This is a genomic window from Sulfurimonas sp. NWX367 (assembly GCF_039667065.1).
Taxonomy (GTDB): Bacteria; Campylobacterota; Campylobacteria; order Campylobacterales; family Sulfurimonadaceae; genus Sulfurimonas; species Sulfurimonas hydrogeniphila.
Genome location: NZ_JALCZM010000001.1, coordinates 56,370 through 72,614 on the forward strand (window position 1 = coordinate 56,370; position 16,245 = coordinate 72,614).

Consider the following 16,245-nt stretch of genomic DNA (forward strand, 5'->3'; position numbering starts at 1 on the left):
TTATTTTGTATTTTCTGATAATAATTCATAGATTTTTTCAACATTATTACATATATTGTTTTGTTTTTCCATTAAAAAACTGTCTCGGACTTTGTATTTGCTTGAGTGGATTTTTGCTGTGATGATATTGATATGCAGCTCTTCAAACTTGTGCATGACATAGGCCAAAAGCCCTATCTGGTTTGCCGTATGAATTGTCAGTTCGGCATGCGTCATTGAGTGTTCACAGTCAATGGCAATCTCTTCTCTTTTAATGTGAATTTTTTTGAGTTTGACCTCTTTACTCATGTCAAAAGCATTGTCAATGGTGTCTTGAATTTCAACGAGTACATTAGAGTCTACATTTTGTATAAACTCGATTTTAAAATATTTAATGCCGTCAAAGAGAGTGAAAATCTCCATCGAAGCAACATTGAGATGTGCCAGGGTAGCTAGAAGATAACCGATATTTAAAGGGATACGACGATAAATTTCTATACTCAAAGAGTTGATGTTTTTGACTCGAAAACTGTACTCTTTTGTCTCTTTTGCAATTTTGGCAATACTGATAATGTCCTGGGGTGCATGTTTAAAGAAAAAGAGATTGGATTCTATTGTTAAAACTTTTTTCTGCAACAGACTCGGCAGTTCTTTAAACTCGTCAAGATTTCTGACTCTTGCTTCTATGAGCAGTCTTTTTTTTGCATCGGTAATTCTTCCAGTGTTTTGGGCAATCTCAAGAGCACTTAAATACAAATCATGTAAAAGTTTTGCATTAAAAGCGTTGTAGATATCTCCGCCGACACCGCTGATATCGGCATAGGTGAGGATGTAAAGCAGTTGAAGGTTTTTGGCATCGCCCACTTTTGACATAAATTTATAGAGTGTTTTTTCATTGTGTATGTTTTCTTTGAAGGCTACACTGCTCATAAGAATATGCTGCCGAACAAGAGTGACTGCTCTTTTTGTCTGCTCTTCATTCAAATGGATATGTTTTGCAAACTGCACAACAAGTTTTGCGCCGACTTCACTGTGATCCTGCCTTCTTCCCTTGCCGCTGTCATGGAAAAATACAACAATTTTGAGAATCAGTTTTTCTTCTTCGTTCAGTGTATCAAAAAGATTTTGCAAAAAAGGCTCTGTAATGTTTTCCAGGGCTTGGACACATTTGATGGAATGAATATCAACAGGGTAGTGATGGTAGCCGTCAAACTGTGGCAGATGCATGACTTTTCGAAAATTCGGAAAAATTTTTGGAAGGATTCCCGCATCATAAAAAAGTTTTAAAAAGGAAGCTATATGGGCTTTTGTAAAGAGTTTTTTTATGAGAAAATAGGTTTTTTCACTCAGTGGATGGGAAACTTTTGCAACAGTAAACTGATGCAAAAAACCGGCATCAAAACGGTAGTCTTTGTCTTCCAGGTCAAGAAGCAGTTGCAGTAAATCTGAAATTTTTTGCTGAGGCAGCTTGAAGGAAGCATAAAGCCTTGCATTGTACTGATAAAAACCTTTTTTGAGCCTGTTTCGTTTGAAAGATGCTATATGTTTGGCATCATAGATATAGGGACGTACCATTTTTTTTACAAAAATCTGTGTGAAGTTATTGATACGCCATCCGGCTTCCAAAACTTTACCGGCAAGTTTTTTTTGGTCTTTGAATCCTAATAGTTTACTCACTTGAGGAATATACTCAAGAAGCAGTCTGTCTTCTTGTTTGTTTGCTATGAGGTGCAGGGCGCTTCTGACTCTGTAGAGGAGTTCAAGGGCTATACGGAATTCTTTGTATTCTTCATCACTGAAAACAGTACCGCTGAGTTCTTTGATACTGTTAATGCCATAAATTGTTTTGGCTACCCAGTAGATGAGATGGGCATCCCGTAAGCCTCCAACACTCTCTTTTATGTTTGGTTGCATAGAGGTCGGGTATTTTTTTCTTCTTTTTTGTGCTTCTTCTATTTTGGCAAGGAGAAACTCTTTTTGTTCATGCAGACGAATTCTGCCAAGTTCTCTCTGCGTTGCATGCCAGGTAAAGGGAGATCCTGTGATAAACCTGGATTCCATTAAAGAGGTTTTAATGGTTATATCCTGTATGCTTGCTTTAAAGAGGTCGTCAACCTCGTGGACTCTGTGTCCGAGTTTCATCCCTGCATCAAGGGCAAGATAAAACAGTTTTTCGATAATGAGTTCAGAGTTGTACCCTTCAACATCCTGGTAAACGATGAGCAGGTCAATATCACTGTGTACACAGAGCTGTTCTCTGCCATAACTTCCAAGGGCTATAATGGCTATGGGTATGGAACTGCGCATAGGCAGGTAGTTGCCAAAGGCTCGACGCAGGACAGTTTTATACATCAGTTCGATGATGGAGTCGAGTTTTTTTGTGTGGCGGACAAGGAAGTCTTTGCCCTGGTTTTTTGTAAAAAGTTCGGGAAGCGATTCTTTATACTCTTTTATGTATTGTTTAAAAAGTTTGGACAGCTCAAAGTCTGAGCCTTTTTTTTCTAATACATTTTCTATTTCTAAAAGTAAATTCATAATTGATTATATTGAATTTTTGCTATAATTTATCTTTAAAATTTAAAAAAGCAAAAATAGTCGACAATGGAACCTATTTTTGGAGGGTCAATGCCGTTAGGTTAAGAAAAAAAGTTCGATATTCTTTCGGAATCTAGGCCTTAGTTTTGAAAGACACAAAGCCCGCACTGAAGTACGGGTTCCGAAAAAGCCGCTTAACTTAATGGAACCCATCCTTTAGGGTGGGCTGAGAGCGGCAGTAAAAATAAAAAGGGAAAATAAAATGACAATTACAAAAAGCGTAACATTCATAGCAAAAGAGGGCTGTGAAGAAAAAATGAAAGAACTGCTGTCTGCAATGGTAGCACCGAGCAAGGCAGAAAAAGGCTGTATTTTTTATGAAATATTTCAATACAAAAACGATAAAAAAAGATTTATGGCAGTTGAGACCTGGGAAAATGAAGCTGCACTGAACGGGCATAAAGCCTCTGCCCATTATAAAGTATATAAATCTTCATACGAGCCATACTGTGAAGACAAATACACAGATGAATTAGAAGTGTTGGGCTAAATCATGGACAATTTATGGAATGAAAAAAAAGCGGCTGCATGTAAAAGTGATTTGGATTTGAGGGTATACAGCTCAAACCTGTTGGGACAAAATGATGAACTGGTACTGCACGGAGGCGGCAATACCTCACTCAAAAGCAAAATAAACGGCGAAGATGTCTTACATGTAAAGGGAAGTGGCTGGGATTTGGCAAGCATAGAAGCAGAAGGTTTTGCACCTGTGAAACTGGATGTACTTTTAGAAATGGCAAAACGTGAGCATTTGAGTGACAGTGAAATGGTACACCTGCAACGAGAGGCGATGACAGACAAATCTGCGCCGAATCCTTCGGTGGAAGCAATTCTACATGCATTGATTCCCTACAAATTTGTGGACCATACCCATGCGGATGCTATTGTAACGATTTCAAATTCAGTGAACGGGGATGAGCATATTGTCAAGCTTTTTCCAAATTTTTTAATTGTTGATTATGTTATGCCGGGCTTTGAACTGGCACATAGAATTTATAAAATGACAAAAGATTTGGACTGGGAGAATATAGACGGCATCATTTTACATCATCACGGGATTTTTACTTTCGACAATGATGCCAAAAAATCTTATGACAAAATGATAGAAGCCGTCACAAAAGCAGAAAATTTTTTGGACGAACAGGCCGTTGTGCATATTGAACATAATTATGTCCACAGTGACTGTGATATCGGGAAAATAACAAAGGTACTTTCTGCCGCGAAAGGCTATGAAGTCTCTATCAATATCAACCAATCGCCTTTGGCAGCATATTATGCGTCACAGCCGAATTTAAAAGAGTTTGCATCCCGCGGTGTCTTGACTCCTGAGCATATTATACGCACAAAAAGAGTACCCTTGGTAATGGAAGATACAAATTTGGAAGCAGCAGTAGAAAAATATATGCAAGAGTATAAAGCCTATTTTGAAAAATATGCCACTGATGAGGTGATGCTGAATCCTGCCCCCAATTATATGATTATAAAAAATCTTGCAGTCATCTCTTTTGGAAAAGACAGAAAAGAAGCGGCAATTATCAATGATATAGTAAACCATACCATGTTGGCAGTATTGCGGGCAGACAAGTTAGGCGGCTACCAAAGCATCAGTGAAAAAGAGAGCTTTGCGATGGAGTACTGGGAACTGGAACAGGCAAAATTGAAAAAGTAACAAAGGCAGCACGAAAGCGTAATTTATCCCGAAACCCGTACTTCAGTGCGGGCTAAACTGAGTAAAAATTTAAAGAGGGCTTTACAATAAAAAATGAACCACACAAAACTGCATCATATCAGTCTGAAAGAACATTACCAATTTATAACATTTCGTACACAAGACAGCGTAGATGCTTATGTACAAAAAATTCTGGCAAATGATGAAAAAGAACATATAAAACAGTTTCAAATAGACAGTTATTTGGACATGTCAAAAAATGGTGCCTATCTGTTTGATGAAGCTATTGATGTCTTTGTAGATGTAATTTTAGAAGAAGACGAAAAACTTTATGATGTGGAAATGATGGCAGTTATGCCAAATCATATTCATTTATTATTCAAGCAAAATGAGGATTTAGGTAAAATTATGCAATATATCAAAGGTAAAAGTGCGGTTGCACTCAATAAACTTTTGCAAAAATCAGGAAAATTTTGGGCAGACGGGTATTATGACAAACTTATAAGAGATGATGAACATTATGCAAAAGTATATAATTACATAAAAAACAATCCTCTCAAAGCCGGACTCACAGATGAACGGGTTTTTAGTAAATATGAGTAACAAAAGTCGGCACTGAAGTACCAATTCCGGGAGTCACTGCATTTTGGAACCCGTACTTCAGTGCGGGCAAGCGTGGTAGGAAAGTTAATGAAAAGGAAAAATATGGCATATCTTTTAGCAATAGATGCAGGTACAGGAAGTATTCGTGCTGTACTTTTTGATACGCAGGGGAAGCAAATTACCGCAGAGCAAAAAGAGTGGACACACCTCGAAGAAGCAGGTGTAGCAAACTCCATGGCTTTTGATTTTGAAAAGAACTGGCTGCTTACATGTAAGTGTATTCAAAAAGTTATTGAAAAAGCTGGCATCAATGCACAAGATATTTTGGCACTCAGTGCTACAAGTATGCGTGAGGGAATTGTCCTGTATGACAAAAACGGCAAGGAACTCTGGGGCGTTGCCAATGTTGATGCCCGTGCTTCAAAAGAAGTAAAATATTTAAAAGAAAAATTTCCGGAAATCGAAGAAGATTTTTACCAAAAAAGCGGACAGACCTTTGCTCTAGGTGCTTTGCCCCGTTTGCTGTGGCTTAAAAACAAGAGACCAAAAATCTATGAAAAAGTGGCAAATATTTCTATGATAGGTGATTGGATTTTGGCACGTTTGAACGGAGTAATAGCCGTTGACCCAAGTAACGGCGGCACTACAGGAATTTTTTCTCTTGCTTCGCGCAGCTGGGAAAAAGAGATGGCACAAAAAGTCGGTATAAAAGAGGAGATATTTCCTCCTGTGCTGGAAACGGGAACGATTCTTGGCAATGTAAGTGAAAAAGTTGCAGATGAAACAGGATTGAGCCCCTTGACGAAAGTTGTGATGGGCGGAGGAGATGTGCAACTTGGTTCTGCCGGACTCGGGGTTGTCAAAGAGGGTGATGTGGCAGTTTTGGGTGGAAGTTTTTGGCAACAGGTGGTCAATATTCCAAGCAGTGTCAAACCACCAAAAGATATGAGTATACGCGTCAATCCGCATGTTATAGAAGGGCTTTCTCAGGCGGAGGGCATAACATTTTTTTCAGGCTTGGTTATGCGCTGGTTTCGCGACGCTTTTTGTCAGACGGAAAAAGAAGAGGCAAGTCTGTGTGGTAAAGATGTTTATGAAGTTTTAGAAGAAAAAGCACAGAAAATTCCCGCAGGTTCTTATGATATTTTACCGATATTTTCAGATGTGATGAAATACGGCAAGTGGTACCATGCCGCGCCGAGTTTTTTAAATCTCGGACTTGATGCCGAGAAATATAATCATATCTCAATGTTTCGGAGTTTGGAGGAAAATGCTGCCATTGTTTCAAGCATTAATTTGCAAAATATAGAGGCATTCAGCGGTATAAAAATAAAAGAAATCGTTTTTGCAGGCGGAGCAAGCAAAGGAAAACTGTGGGCACAGATTCTAGCGGATGTGACGGGCTGTGTAGTGAAGATTCCAAAAGTGACCGAGGCAACCGCATTTGGTGCGGCAATGGCAGCAGGTGTAGGTGTCGGTGTTTATAAAAGTTTAGCAGAAGCGGCAAAAGAGTTGGTGGTCTGGGATAAAAAATATATGCCCAACGAGAAGAATAAAGAAGTTTATGCAAAGTTAAAAGAAAGATGGCAAAAAGCGTATGAAGTGCAATTAAAGCTAGTTGATGATAATATCACGACTTCAATGTGGAAAGCCCCCGGACTTTAAAGAAGTAAAGTCGGCACTGAAGTACCGATTCCGAGAAGTTTCTGCCTTTTGGAACCCGTACTTCAGTGCGGGCGAGAGTGACAAGAAAGTTCAAACAGTCGGCACTGAAGTACCGATTCCGGAGCCATTCTTGGAGTGGGCTGCAAGCGCTAAAAAAACAGGTAAAAGAATGAATAACAGAATAAATTTTGAAGATGCAATAAAACTTTATGAAAGAGACCTTTTTGAACTTGGTGAACTTGCCGATGCAAAGCGTCAGGAATTACACGGTAAAAAGACATATTTTAATATTAACCGGCATATAAACCCTACAAACGTCTGTGCAGATGTTTGTAAATTTTGCGCCTATTCGGCAACACGCAAAAATCCTAACCAGTATACAATGAGCCATGAAGAAATTATGAATATAGTCGACAACATAGTTGCACATGATGCAAAAGAAGTTCACATAGTTTCTGCCCATAATCCTAATGTAACGCTCGATTGGTATTTGGGTATTTTTAAAAAAATCAAAGAGAAGTATCCAGCCTTACATGTAAAGGCATTGACTGCTGCAGAAGTGGACTTTTTGTCTCGTCATCATGGACTTACATATGATGAAGTGCTTGATTTGATGGTAGAAAACGGTGTAGATTCTATGCCCGGCGGCGGTGCGGAGATTTTTGATGAAAAGGTCAGAGATTACATCTGTAAAGGTAAAGTGACTTCAGATCAATGGTTTGAAATTCATCGTAAATGGCACGAACGCGGGAAAAAATCTAATGTTACTATGCTTTTTGGACATGTAGAATCTCGTGAAAACCGTATAGATCATATGATGCGAATTCGTGAGTTGCAAGATATAACGGGTGGGTTTAACGCTTTTATACCGCTTGTCTATCAGACAGAAAATAATTACCTTAATATCGACAAACCGATTACGGCAAATGAAATACTCAAAACCTATGCCATTGCAAGGCTGGTTCTTGACAATGTGCCGAATTTAAAAGCGTACTGGGTGACATCGACTGTGAATCTTGCACTTGTCGCACAGGAATTCGGGGCAAATGATTTGGATGGGACGATAGAAAAAGAGTCCATCAACTCTGCAGCAGGAGCCGCGAGTGCCAATGGGGTGGATGTGAAAGAATTTACGGGATTGATAAAAAATTCTGGCTTTATTCCTGTTGAGCGTGACAGTGTGTATAATGAGATAAAGGTCTGGTAAACTGGTCGGCACTAAAGTACCGATTCCGAAGAATATGCAGTTATTCCAGAACCCATACTTCAGTGCGGGCGGGAGTGGCAGGAGAGTGAAAAATGGACATATCGGTAATCATTCCAACATATAACCGATACAAACTTTTAAAAAGAGCCATAAAATCAGTACTCGCTCAAACATACACACCAAAAGAAATTATAGTGATAGATGACGGTTCTACCGATACTACATGTAACATACAAAATGATTTTCCAAACATTATATACATTTACCAAAAAAACAGTGGAGTTTCTGCTGCCCGGAACAAAGGCATAGAAATCGCCAAAAGCGAATGGATAGCTTTTTTGGACTCAGATGATGAATTCTGCCCTCAAAAGCTGCAAAAACAAGTAGATTTTCATACACATAATCTGGATATTTTAATGAGTTATACGCACGAAAAATGGGTGAGAAACGGCATTACGGTAAAAATACCTAAAAAATACAGAAAAATAGGAAAAGATGCTTTTTTAGAAAATCTGTCATATTGTAATATTGCTCCGTCATCCGTAATACTTCATAAAAGTTTACTCGAAACAGTAGGACTTTTTGATGAGCATTTAGAAGTCTGTGAAGATTATGACCTGTGGCTTCGTATTACATGTAAGCATAAAATAGGGCTTATAGATGAAACACTTATTATAAAATATGCCGGGCATGATGCACAACTCGGGTTTCGAAAAAATATGGATGTATACAGAATAAATGTGCTCAAAAAACTGCTGCTTACATGTAATAGTGAAGAAAAAAGGCTTTTAATTCAGTATGAGTTAGATGGAAAAATTTTAGAGCAACAAAAAAGACAGAGGCATAAAATACTACATCACAGTTGACCTGCAGGAAGAATATGCAAAAGTGTATAAGCTTCAAAACAGCAAATATATAAAAATGTGTGATGTAAGTGACGGGGTTGTAGTATTTAAAATAGATGGATGCAACAAAGAACTGCCGTTTGATTTTACCGATATTTGGAAACAGTCGGCACTGAAGTACCGATTCCGAGAGATGTGCAGTTTTTCGGAACCTATCCTTTAGGGCAATGCCATTAAGTTAAGCGGCTTTTTCGGAATCCGTACTTCAGTGCGAGCTTTGTGTCTTTCAAGACTAAAGCCTAGGTTAAAACCTAGGTTCAAAGAAAACATCAAGTTTTTTTCTCACAAGTCATGCTTTAGCATAGAAAGTACCAATTCCGGATGCCACATCCTGCAGGGTAGGTTGAGATAGTAGCAAGAAAGTTGGTAAGCAACGGTAAATATGTAGAAGATAATGCCCAGTATGTATTTACAAAAGATCTGGAGAAATACAGAAATATTGTTTTAAAAAACTATACAAAAGCTGTTGGGACAAAGAAAAAAGAAAAAAACCGCTGAAGAGCTTCATACTAAGCAACTATTCAGTTAAGTATGACTATAATTCCAACTCTTTCACAAAGGCCTGTTAGCTCAGTCGGTAGAGCAAGTGACTGAAAATCACTGTGTCCTTGGTTCGATTCCGAGACAGGCCACCACCTCATGAACATCATTACAAAATAAATATTATCAATATCTCATTCAAATAAAAAGTAAAACTTTGTTATAATGAACAATAATTTTACAAGGATTTATTATGGGTGCTTTAAAAGTAGAAGAAATACCACGATATACGTATGATGATTATAAATTATGGGATGGAAAGTGGGAACTGATAGCTGGGTATCCGTACGCTATGTCTCCTGCTCCTATGATTAAACATCAGAAAATAAGTAATAATATTGGATGGGAATTGAAAAGTATTTTTCAAGACTGTCCAAAATGTCAGGTTTTGCTTCCTGTTGATTGGAAAATTGCAGAAGATACTGTTGTTCAGCCAGACAACAGTGTGATATGCCATGAACCCAAAAATGATGCTTATATTACACAGGCGCCAAAAATTATTTTTGAAGTATTGTCCAAGGCAACTGCCAAAAAAGACAGAGGCGTAAAATATGATTTGTATGAAAAAGAGGGGGTGAACTACTACATCATGGTTGATCCTCAAGAAGAAAATGCAAAAGTGTACCAGCTTCAAAATGGCAAATATATAAAAATGTGTGATATTAGCGATGGGATTGTGACATTTAAAATTGATGAATGCAACAAAGAACTGCCGTTTGATTTTAGTAAAATTTGGAAATAGTCGGCACTAAAGTACTGATTCCACAGTATTTGGGAACCCGTACTTTTAGTGCGGGCGAGAGTGGCAAAATGTTCAAACAGCTGAGACTGTATGGTTTATTAGCCAATATTCTTAATATAAGAATTGGCGGAATTAAGTTATTTTTTACACTTTCCGACTGTTAAATTAGCTCTGTTCTTTTCTACAGTTTTAGTACTTATACCTTTGACTGCTGTTAAATCATCTACATTTTTAAAACAGTGATTTGTTCTGTAGGCTAAAACTGCTTCAGCTTTTTTCGCACCGATGCCGCTTAGTGTTGTCAACTCTGATTTACTTGCATTGTTTATATCTACTGCACTAAAAAGCAGTGTAGTACTTATGGCTAATATAGCTAAAAATTTCATGGAAATCCTTTTTTTGATTTGAATACAGTGTACATAAAAAAATATTATTTAGCTAATTTTATTGTTAATTGTCAGAATATTGTGTGTGCTTTTAATAGTAATGGGTATTTTTGTAACCTGGAATTGTTAGTCGGCATTGAAGTACCGATTCCGGGAAGCTATTGTTTTTGGAACCCATCCTTTAGGGTGGGCTGGGAGTGGCATGACAAAAACAACAGTCGGCACTACAGAAAAAAATTTAGTTTTTTTCTGTAGTTTGTTTTAGCATAGAAAGTACAGATTCCAGAAAAATTGAAATGAAAGAGAACATTTTATAACTATATAAGTAAAAAAAGATTATAATTCAAAAATTGAATTTTAGGAATACCGTATTGCAAAATGATGAATTGATACTGAATGTACTTAGAAAGATAGAAAGCTCAAGAAGTCAAAAATCTTTGGCTGATGAATTGGGATACAGTGTAGGAAAAGTAAACTATGTTCTTAAAGCCCTCATAGAAAAAGGCTTGGTAAAAGCCGAAAACTTTTTCGCTAACAAACATAAAAACCAGTACAAATACCTCTTGACAGAAGATGGCATAAAAACCAAAATAGACCTTACAAAAAAGTTTATCGCCAGAAAAAAAGCTGAGTATGAAGAACTGCAAAGAGAGTTGGAAACAGTCTATGACAATAGCAATAGAAAAAACAGATTATGTAATACTAACAGAAAATTTTTCACCTTTTAAGATAATAAGAAATAAATTTTTTACTACAATTCAAATTTTAGATATACTGAGTACTGCTCTTATAAAAAATACGAAAAACTCTTAGTAAACTATACAAATATGTAATTTAATATTATGAGAACAAAGGAACAAAATGTTTAACAATAAAAATATATTAATCACAGGCGGAACAGGTAGTTTCGGGAAAAAGTATACAGAAATGATACTTGCAAAGTACAAACCTAACAAAATAATTATTTTTAGTCGTGATGAATTAAAACAGTATGAAATGGCACAATCTTTTAATGATGATTGCATGAGGTATTTTATAGGGGATGTTCGCGATGCACAGCGTGTTGAATATGCTATGGATGGTGTTGATTATGTTATTCATGCGGCTGCTTTAAAGCATGTTCCTGCAGCTGAATATAATCCAACAGAGTGTATTAAAACAAATATTGATGGTGCTCAAAATGTGATAAATGCTGCTATTAAAAATGAGGTTGAAAAAGTAATAGCACTTTCTACGGATAAGGCATCGAGTCCAATTAATCTTTATGGAGCAACTAAACTGGCGTCTGATAAACTTTTTATAGCTGCAAATAATATAGTAGGAAAACGAAAAACAAGATTTGCAGTAGTTCGTTATGGGAATGTTGTTGGAAGTCGGGGTTCAGTAGTTCCTTTTTTTAAAAATCTTATTGAGACAGGTGCATCTGAATTACCTATAACCGATGCCGATATGACAAGATTTTTAATTACCCTTAAAGATGGTGTACAGTTTGTTTTAAATAATTTTGAGAGAATGCATGGAGGAGAGATATTTATTCCTAAAATTCCTTCAATGAAGATGACTGATTTAGCCAAAGCCTTAGCTCCAAATTTGCCACATAAGATTATAGGTATTCGACCGGGAGAGAAGATGCATGAGGTGATGATAACAGCTGATGACAGGGTAGTCGAATATAAAACCTATTATGTTATTACTCCAACAATTCAATTTAACCATCATGTTGATTATACAGCTAATGCTTTGGGTGAGGAAGGTAAAGATATAGGTATAGGATTTGAGTATAACTCATTAAACAATACACAATGGATAAGTAAAAAAGAGTTTTTAGCAATGGAACAAAGTTTATAAGATGAAACAATTTATTCCTTATGGTAAACAATTTATAGAGCAAGATGATATTGATGCTGTCGTAGATGTATTAAAATCAGACTATTTAACAACGGGTCCGGTAGTAAAAGTATTTGAAAAGGCTCTTAGTAATTATTGTGGAGCGAAATATTGTATTGCTGTTGCTAATGGTACCGCTGCTTTACATTTGGCTTCATTGGTTTTATTAAATAAGGATGAAAAAGTTTTAACTACACCAAACTCATTTTTGGCTACTTCCAATGCTATTTTGTATGCAGGGGCTAAACCAATTTTTGTCGATATTGCAAAAGACGGGAATATTGATTTGGATCTGTGTGAAGAGGAGCTTAAAAAAGACAGTTCTATCAAAGCCATATATGCTGTTTCCTTTTCAGGTCGCATGGTCAATCAAGAGAAGTTGAAATATCTAAAAGATACCTACAGTATTAGAATTTTAGAAGACAATGCTCATGCTATTGGAGCCGTGTATAATGGCATCAAAGCAGGGAGTTGTACAAACTCTGATGTTTCTATCTTCTCTTTTCATCCTGTGAAGCATTTGACTACGGCTGAAGGTGGAGCGATTACTACAAATTCAAAAGAGCTTTATGAAAAGATGCTTACATTGCGAGGTCACGGAATGGTTAAAACCCCCGATATGAAACCTTGGGAATATGAGATGCGGGAACTTGGATTTAACTACCGTATTACCGATATGCAGTGTGCTTTAGGTGTCTCTCAACTTAAAAAGCTACCTCAATTTGTAAAGAGAAGATTTACAATAGCAAAAAAATATGATGATGCCTTTAAAGATTCTATAGTTAAACCACTTTATACTTTTGATGGCAAGTCATCGTATCACCTCTATGTAGTGCAAGTTGATTTCTCAAAACTTACTCTTTCAAAAGAAGAATTGTTTCATAGGCTTAGAGAAAAAAATATTGGTATTCAGTTGCATTATATGCCCATTAATAAGCAACCTTATTATCAAAGTTTAGGTTATGGAGATGAATACACGCCTAATATGGATAACTATTACAAAGAGTGTTTCTCTTTACCAATGTTTCCTAAACTGAGTGATGATGAACAAGAATATATTATAGAGAATTTGTTTGAGATGTTAAAATGAAATATATAAATTTCAATGGGAATGAAATTTCCAAACTCTCTTTAGGTACAGTTCAATTTGGACTGAATTATGGTATTTCAAACAGTAGTGGTAAACCGAAACAAGATGAGGTGAATGATATTGTTGGATTTGTAACACAAAGTGGTATTAATTGTTTTGATACAGCTGTTGCTTATGGAGATAGTGAAATCGTTTTAGGCAAAGCATTAAATCAAAAAAAAAGTTTTCACATTGTTTCAAAAGTAAAATCAGATATTTTTCTTTCAGATGTGGAAAAGATACTGTTTCGCTCACTGGATAGATTAGGTTATTCAAAGTTATTTGGTTTTATGCTACATGATGGGGAGTTACTTTTTCGATGGAGAGATGAATATCGAGATAAAGTTGATAGATTAAAAAAGTATAATCTAATTAATCACTTTGGCGTTTCTATTTATACCAATGAAGAATTTGATTTGGCAATAGAGAATACTTCAATAGAAATTATTCAAATTCCTTTTAATCTGTTTGATCAAAGGGCAAATAATAATAGTTGGTTTCAAAAAGCAAAAGAGGCTAACAAATTGATTTTTATTCGTTCTGTATTTCTCCAGGGTCTTTTTTTTATGGAGATAGAAAAATTAACAGGGACACTTATGGAAGCTAAGGGGTATTTAAAGCAGATGAATAGTATGCGAGAAACACTGGATTTGTCTATAGCAGACTTTGCAATGGCATATGTAGAAAGTATAGCAGATGATGCTGTTGTTTTATTTGGATGTGACAGCTTAACTCAGGCAAAAGAAAATATAGAAACTTACAATAAATTACCTAAATTAAAGGAAGAAATTTTAAATAATATAAACAGAGCTTTTTCAAATATTCCAGAAAATATAATTAATCCAAGTAGATGGAATATGCAATGAATAGAAAAATTGTTGCACTTTTACAAGCAAGAACAGATTCTACTAGATTACCTAAAAAAGTATTGAAACCTCTTTTGGGTATACCTATGATTATTCATCAGTTGCAAAGAACAGATAAATCTAAATTAATAGATAAATTAATATTGTTAACGAGTTTGGAAAAAAACGATGATGAATTGGCAAAAACAGTTCAATTATTTGGATATTCAGTTTATCGTGGTTCAAAAAATAATGTTTTAGAAAGATTTTATAAATGCTGTAATGAGTTAGATTTAAAAGATAGCGATATTGTTGTCAGGCTAACAGGAGATTGTCCTGTACATGATGCTAAGATTATAGATGAATTAATAGATGCTTTTTTAATAGCTGATTGTGATTATATGGCAAATTGTGTAAAACCAATCTATCCAGATGGACTTGATGCTGAAGTTTTTACTTTTAAAACATTAAAACAAGCATATTATGAAGCAACTAAAATATCTCAAAAAGAGCATGTAACACCTTATATTAGGAATAGCGGTAAATTCAAGGTTATGGATTTAAAAAAAGATATTATTTATAATAATTGGCGTTTAACAGTAGACGAACCAAGTGATTTTACAGTTATAGAGAAAATTTATAATCATTTCAAAACAAATGATTTTACATTTGAAGAAATGATTATATTTCTGGAACATAATTTAGATATTTTAGAACTCAATAGTGAAATTAATCGTAATGAGGGCTATTTAAAATCATTACAAGAGGATCAAAAAAATGGGTAAATCTCAAAAATTATACAAAAAAGCAAAACGGTATATTCCAGGAGGAACACAACTTCTTTCAAAAAGACCAGAGATGTTTTTACCCGATCTATGGCCCGCATATTACAGCAAAGCAAAAGGGTGTGAAGTTTGGGATTTAGATGATAAAAAATATATAGATATGTCTATTATGGGTATTGGCACAAATACTTTGGGATACGCAAATGATGAAGTTGATGAAGCTGTAAGAGAAGTAACTTATAAAAGTAATATGTCCACTTTCAATTGTCCTGAAGAGGTTTATTTGGCAGAAAAACTCATAAATCTTCATCCTTGGGCAGATATGGTAAGATTTGCACGAGCAGGTGGTGAAATAAATTCAATAGCTATTAGGATAGCAAGAAGTGCTACAGGTAGAGATAAAATAGCTATTTGCGGGTATCATGGCTGGCATGACTGGTACCTTTCTACAAATCTTAGCAGTGATAAGAACCTGGATGGACATCTCCTTCCAGGGTTAAAACCTAGTGGAGTTCCAAGAGGATTGGTCGGAACAACATTACCTTTTAATTATAATGATATTGAAAGTTTAGAAAAAATCATTTTAGAAAATCAAAATGAGATTGCAGCTATTAAAATGGAAGTTTCACGAAATGAAGGTCCTAATGACAGTTTTTTACATAAAGTGAGAGCTTTAGCAACTAAACATAATATTGTTTTGATTTTTGATGAGTGTACTTCAGGATTCAGGGAGAGCTATGGAGGGCTTCATAAAAATTTTGGTGTTGAACCTGATATGGCAGTTTTTGCAAAAGCTCTTGGAAATGGTTATGCTATTTCAGCTTGTATCGGTAAAAAAGAAATAATGACAGCCACACAAGATACTTTTATAAGCAGTACTTTTTGGACAGAAAGAATTGGTCCAACAGCAGCACTAAAAACACTTGAAATTATGGAAAAAGAAAAATCTTGGGAGAAGATTAGCAAGATTGGTTCAGATGTTACAACAAGATGGAAAGATTTAGCATTAAAATATGAGTTAGAAATAAATACGTGGGGTATTAAACCGTTGGGTGGATTTATGATAGAGAGCAGTGATGCATTAGAATATAAAACCTATATTACACAAGAGATGCTAAAAAAAGGATTTTTAGCTTCTAATGTTTTTTATGCTTCCATTGCACATACAAAGGATATTGTAAATGAATATTTTGAGAAATTAGAACCGATTTTTGAGATTATCAAAGAGTGTGAACTGGGAAATAAAAAAATTAAAAATTTATTAGAAACTGATGTCTGTCACAGCGGATTCAAAAGGTTGAATTAAGT

Annotated in this window: 17 protein-coding genes and 1 tRNA gene; 16 read left to right on the forward strand and 2 right to left on the reverse strand. The window is 35.7% G+C overall.

Annotated elements, in window-relative coordinates; translation table 11 throughout:
- On the reverse strand, positions 1–2,514 hold the full coding sequence (locus MNY28_RS00270) for an HD domain-containing protein (protein ID WP_346388525.1): 2,514 nt from the start codon (positions 2,512–2,514) through the stop codon (positions 1–3).
- Positions 2,515–2,776: 262 nt separating this feature from the next.
- Here MNY28_RS00270 and MNY28_RS00275 point away from each other — a divergent pair, with 262 nt between their 5' ends.
- From MNY28_RS00275 to MNY28_RS00320, 10 genes are all read left to right on the forward strand, one after another.
- Positions 2,777–3,064, forward strand: a complete 288-nt coding sequence (locus MNY28_RS00275) for a putative quinol monooxygenase (protein ID WP_151900724.1) — start codon at positions 2,777–2,779, stop codon at positions 3,062–3,064.
- A gap of 3 nt (positions 3,065–3,067) precedes the next feature.
- Positions 3,068–4,243, forward strand: a complete 1,176-nt coding sequence (locus MNY28_RS00280) for a class II aldolase/adducin family protein (protein ID WP_346388526.1) — start codon at positions 3,068–3,070, stop codon at positions 4,241–4,243.
- A 93-nt stretch (positions 4,244–4,336) separates the two neighbouring features.
- On the forward strand, positions 4,337–4,846 hold the full coding sequence (locus tag MNY28_RS00285; protein WP_346388527.1) for a transposase: 510 nt from the start codon (positions 4,337–4,339) through the stop codon (positions 4,844–4,846).
- Between the two features lie 102 nt (positions 4,847–4,948).
- A complete protein-coding gene (gene lsrK, locus MNY28_RS00290) occupies positions 4,949–6,511 on the forward strand; it encodes an autoinducer-2 kinase (protein ID WP_346388528.1) in 1,563 nt (520 codons plus the stop codon).
- Between the two features lie 169 nt (positions 6,512–6,680).
- Positions 6,681–7,718, forward strand: a complete 1,038-nt coding sequence (gene mqnE / locus MNY28_RS00295) for an aminofutalosine synthase MqnE (RefSeq protein WP_346388529.1) — start codon at positions 6,681–6,683, stop codon at positions 7,716–7,718.
- A gap of 92 nt (positions 7,719–7,810) precedes the next feature.
- Positions 7,811–8,584, forward strand: a complete 774-nt coding sequence (locus MNY28_RS00300; RefSeq protein WP_346388530.1) for a glycosyltransferase — start codon at positions 7,811–7,813, stop codon at positions 8,582–8,584.
- Between the two features lie 55 nt (positions 8,585–8,639).
- Positions 8,640–8,786, forward strand: a complete 147-nt coding sequence (locus MNY28_RS00305; RefSeq protein WP_346388531.1) for a hypothetical protein — start codon at positions 8,640–8,642, stop codon at positions 8,784–8,786.
- A 200-nt stretch (positions 8,787–8,986) separates the two neighbouring features.
- Positions 8,987–9,121 (forward strand): hypothetical protein, encoded by a 135-nt coding sequence (locus MNY28_RS00310; RefSeq protein ID WP_346388532.1) that lies wholly within the window; start codon positions 8,987–8,989, stop codon positions 9,119–9,121.
- A gap of 61 nt (positions 9,122–9,182) precedes the next feature.
- Positions 9,183–9,258 (forward strand) — tRNA-Phe (locus MNY28_RS00315).
- Between the two features lie 98 nt (positions 9,259–9,356).
- Complete coding sequence (locus tag MNY28_RS00320) at positions 9,357–9,905, forward strand: Uma2 family endonuclease (protein ID WP_151900717.1); 549 nt, start codon at positions 9,357–9,359, stop codon at positions 9,903–9,905.
- A gap of 137 nt (positions 9,906–10,042) precedes the next feature.
- Here the strand turns inward: MNY28_RS00320 and MNY28_RS00325 are convergent, their stop codons facing one another.
- The gene (locus MNY28_RS00325; RefSeq protein ID WP_151900716.1) at positions 10,043–10,291 is read right to left on the reverse strand and encodes a helix-hairpin-helix domain-containing protein; all 249 of its coding nucleotides are present in this window, start codon (positions 10,289–10,291) and stop codon (positions 10,043–10,045) included.
- Positions 10,292–10,662: 371 nt separating this feature from the next.
- Here MNY28_RS00325 and MNY28_RS00330 point away from each other — a divergent pair, with 371 nt between their 5' ends.
- From MNY28_RS00330 to MNY28_RS00355, 6 genes are all read left to right on the forward strand, one after another.
- Positions 10,663–11,019, forward strand: coding sequence for a MarR family EPS-associated transcriptional regulator (locus MNY28_RS00330; RefSeq protein WP_151900715.1), 357 nt, complete (start codon positions 10,663–10,665; stop codon positions 11,017–11,019).
- 133 nt (positions 11,020–11,152) lie between these two features.
- On the forward strand, positions 11,153–12,139 hold the full coding sequence (gene pseB / locus MNY28_RS00335; RefSeq protein WP_151900714.1) for a UDP-N-acetylglucosamine 4,6-dehydratase (inverting): 987 nt from the start codon (positions 11,153–11,155) through the stop codon (positions 12,137–12,139).
- 1 nt (position 12,140) lies between these two features.
- Positions 12,141–13,268: a UDP-4-amino-4,6-dideoxy-N-acetyl-beta-L-altrosamine transaminase gene (gene pseC / locus MNY28_RS00340; RefSeq protein ID WP_346388533.1), complete on the forward strand. Its 1,128-nt coding sequence runs from the start codon at positions 12,141–12,143 to the stop codon at positions 13,266–13,268.
- Positions 13,265–14,173, forward strand: a complete 909-nt coding sequence (locus MNY28_RS00345) for an aldo/keto reductase (RefSeq protein WP_346388534.1) — start codon at positions 13,265–13,267, stop codon at positions 14,171–14,173. The genes pseC and MNY28_RS00345 overlap by 4 nt, the downstream gene beginning before the upstream one ends.
- Positions 14,170–14,937: a glycosyltransferase family protein gene (locus tag MNY28_RS00350; protein ID WP_346388535.1), complete on the forward strand. Its 768-nt coding sequence runs from the start codon at positions 14,170–14,172 to the stop codon at positions 14,935–14,937. Before MNY28_RS00345 ends, MNY28_RS00350 begins: the two co-directional genes overlap by 4 nt.
- Positions 14,930–16,243: an aminotransferase class III-fold pyridoxal phosphate-dependent enzyme gene (locus MNY28_RS00355; protein ID WP_223176095.1), complete on the forward strand. Its 1,314-nt coding sequence runs from the start codon at positions 14,930–14,932 to the stop codon at positions 16,241–16,243. Before MNY28_RS00350 ends, MNY28_RS00355 begins: the two co-directional genes overlap by 8 nt.
- Positions 16,244–16,245: the final 2 nt, after the last annotated feature.

What these genes read in the sequence shown, in the direction of transcription:
- MNY28_RS00270 (WP_346388525.1), bottom strand. Translation starts at nt 2,514, where the DNA reads ATGAATTTACTTTTAGAAATAGAAAATGTATTAGAAAAAAAAGGCTCA.
- MNY28_RS00275 (WP_151900724.1), top strand. Translation starts at nt 2,777, where the DNA reads ATGACAATTACAAAAAGCGTAACATTCATAGCAAAAGAGGGCTGTGAA.
- MNY28_RS00280 (WP_346388526.1), top strand. Translation starts at nt 3,068, where the DNA reads ATGGACAATTTATGGAATGAAAAAAAAGCGGCTGCATGTAAAAGTGAT.
- MNY28_RS00285 (WP_346388527.1), top strand. Translation starts at nt 4,337, where the DNA reads ATGAACCACACAAAACTGCATCATATCAGTCTGAAAGAACATTACCAA.
- lsrK (WP_346388528.1), top strand. Translation starts at nt 4,949, where the DNA reads ATGGCATATCTTTTAGCAATAGATGCAGGTACAGGAAGTATTCGTGCT.
- mqnE (WP_346388529.1), top strand. Translation starts at nt 6,681, where the DNA reads ATGAATAACAGAATAAATTTTGAAGATGCAATAAAACTTTATGAAAGA.
- MNY28_RS00300 (WP_346388530.1), top strand. Translation starts at nt 7,811, where the DNA reads ATGGACATATCGGTAATCATTCCAACATATAACCGATACAAACTTTTA.
- MNY28_RS00305 (WP_346388531.1), top strand. Translation starts at nt 8,640, where the DNA reads ATGTGTGATGTAAGTGACGGGGTTGTAGTATTTAAAATAGATGGATGC.
- MNY28_RS00320 (WP_151900717.1), top strand. Translation starts at nt 9,357, where the DNA reads ATGGGTGCTTTAAAAGTAGAAGAAATACCACGATATACGTATGATGAT.
- MNY28_RS00325 (WP_151900716.1), bottom strand. Translation starts at nt 10,291, where the DNA reads ATGAAATTTTTAGCTATATTAGCCATAAGTACTACACTGCTTTTTAGT.
- pseB (WP_151900714.1), top strand. Translation starts at nt 11,153, where the DNA reads ATGTTTAACAATAAAAATATATTAATCACAGGCGGAACAGGTAGTTTC.
- pseC (WP_346388533.1), top strand. Translation starts at nt 12,141, where the DNA reads ATGAAACAATTTATTCCTTATGGTAAACAATTTATAGAGCAAGATGAT.
- MNY28_RS00345 (WP_346388534.1), top strand. Translation starts at nt 13,265, where the DNA reads ATGAAATATATAAATTTCAATGGGAATGAAATTTCCAAACTCTCTTTA.
- MNY28_RS00350 (WP_346388535.1), top strand. Translation starts at nt 14,170, where the DNA reads ATGAATAGAAAAATTGTTGCACTTTTACAAGCAAGAACAGATTCTACT.
- MNY28_RS00355 (WP_223176095.1), top strand. Translation starts at nt 14,930, where the DNA reads ATGGGTAAATCTCAAAAATTATACAAAAAAGCAAAACGGTATATTCCA.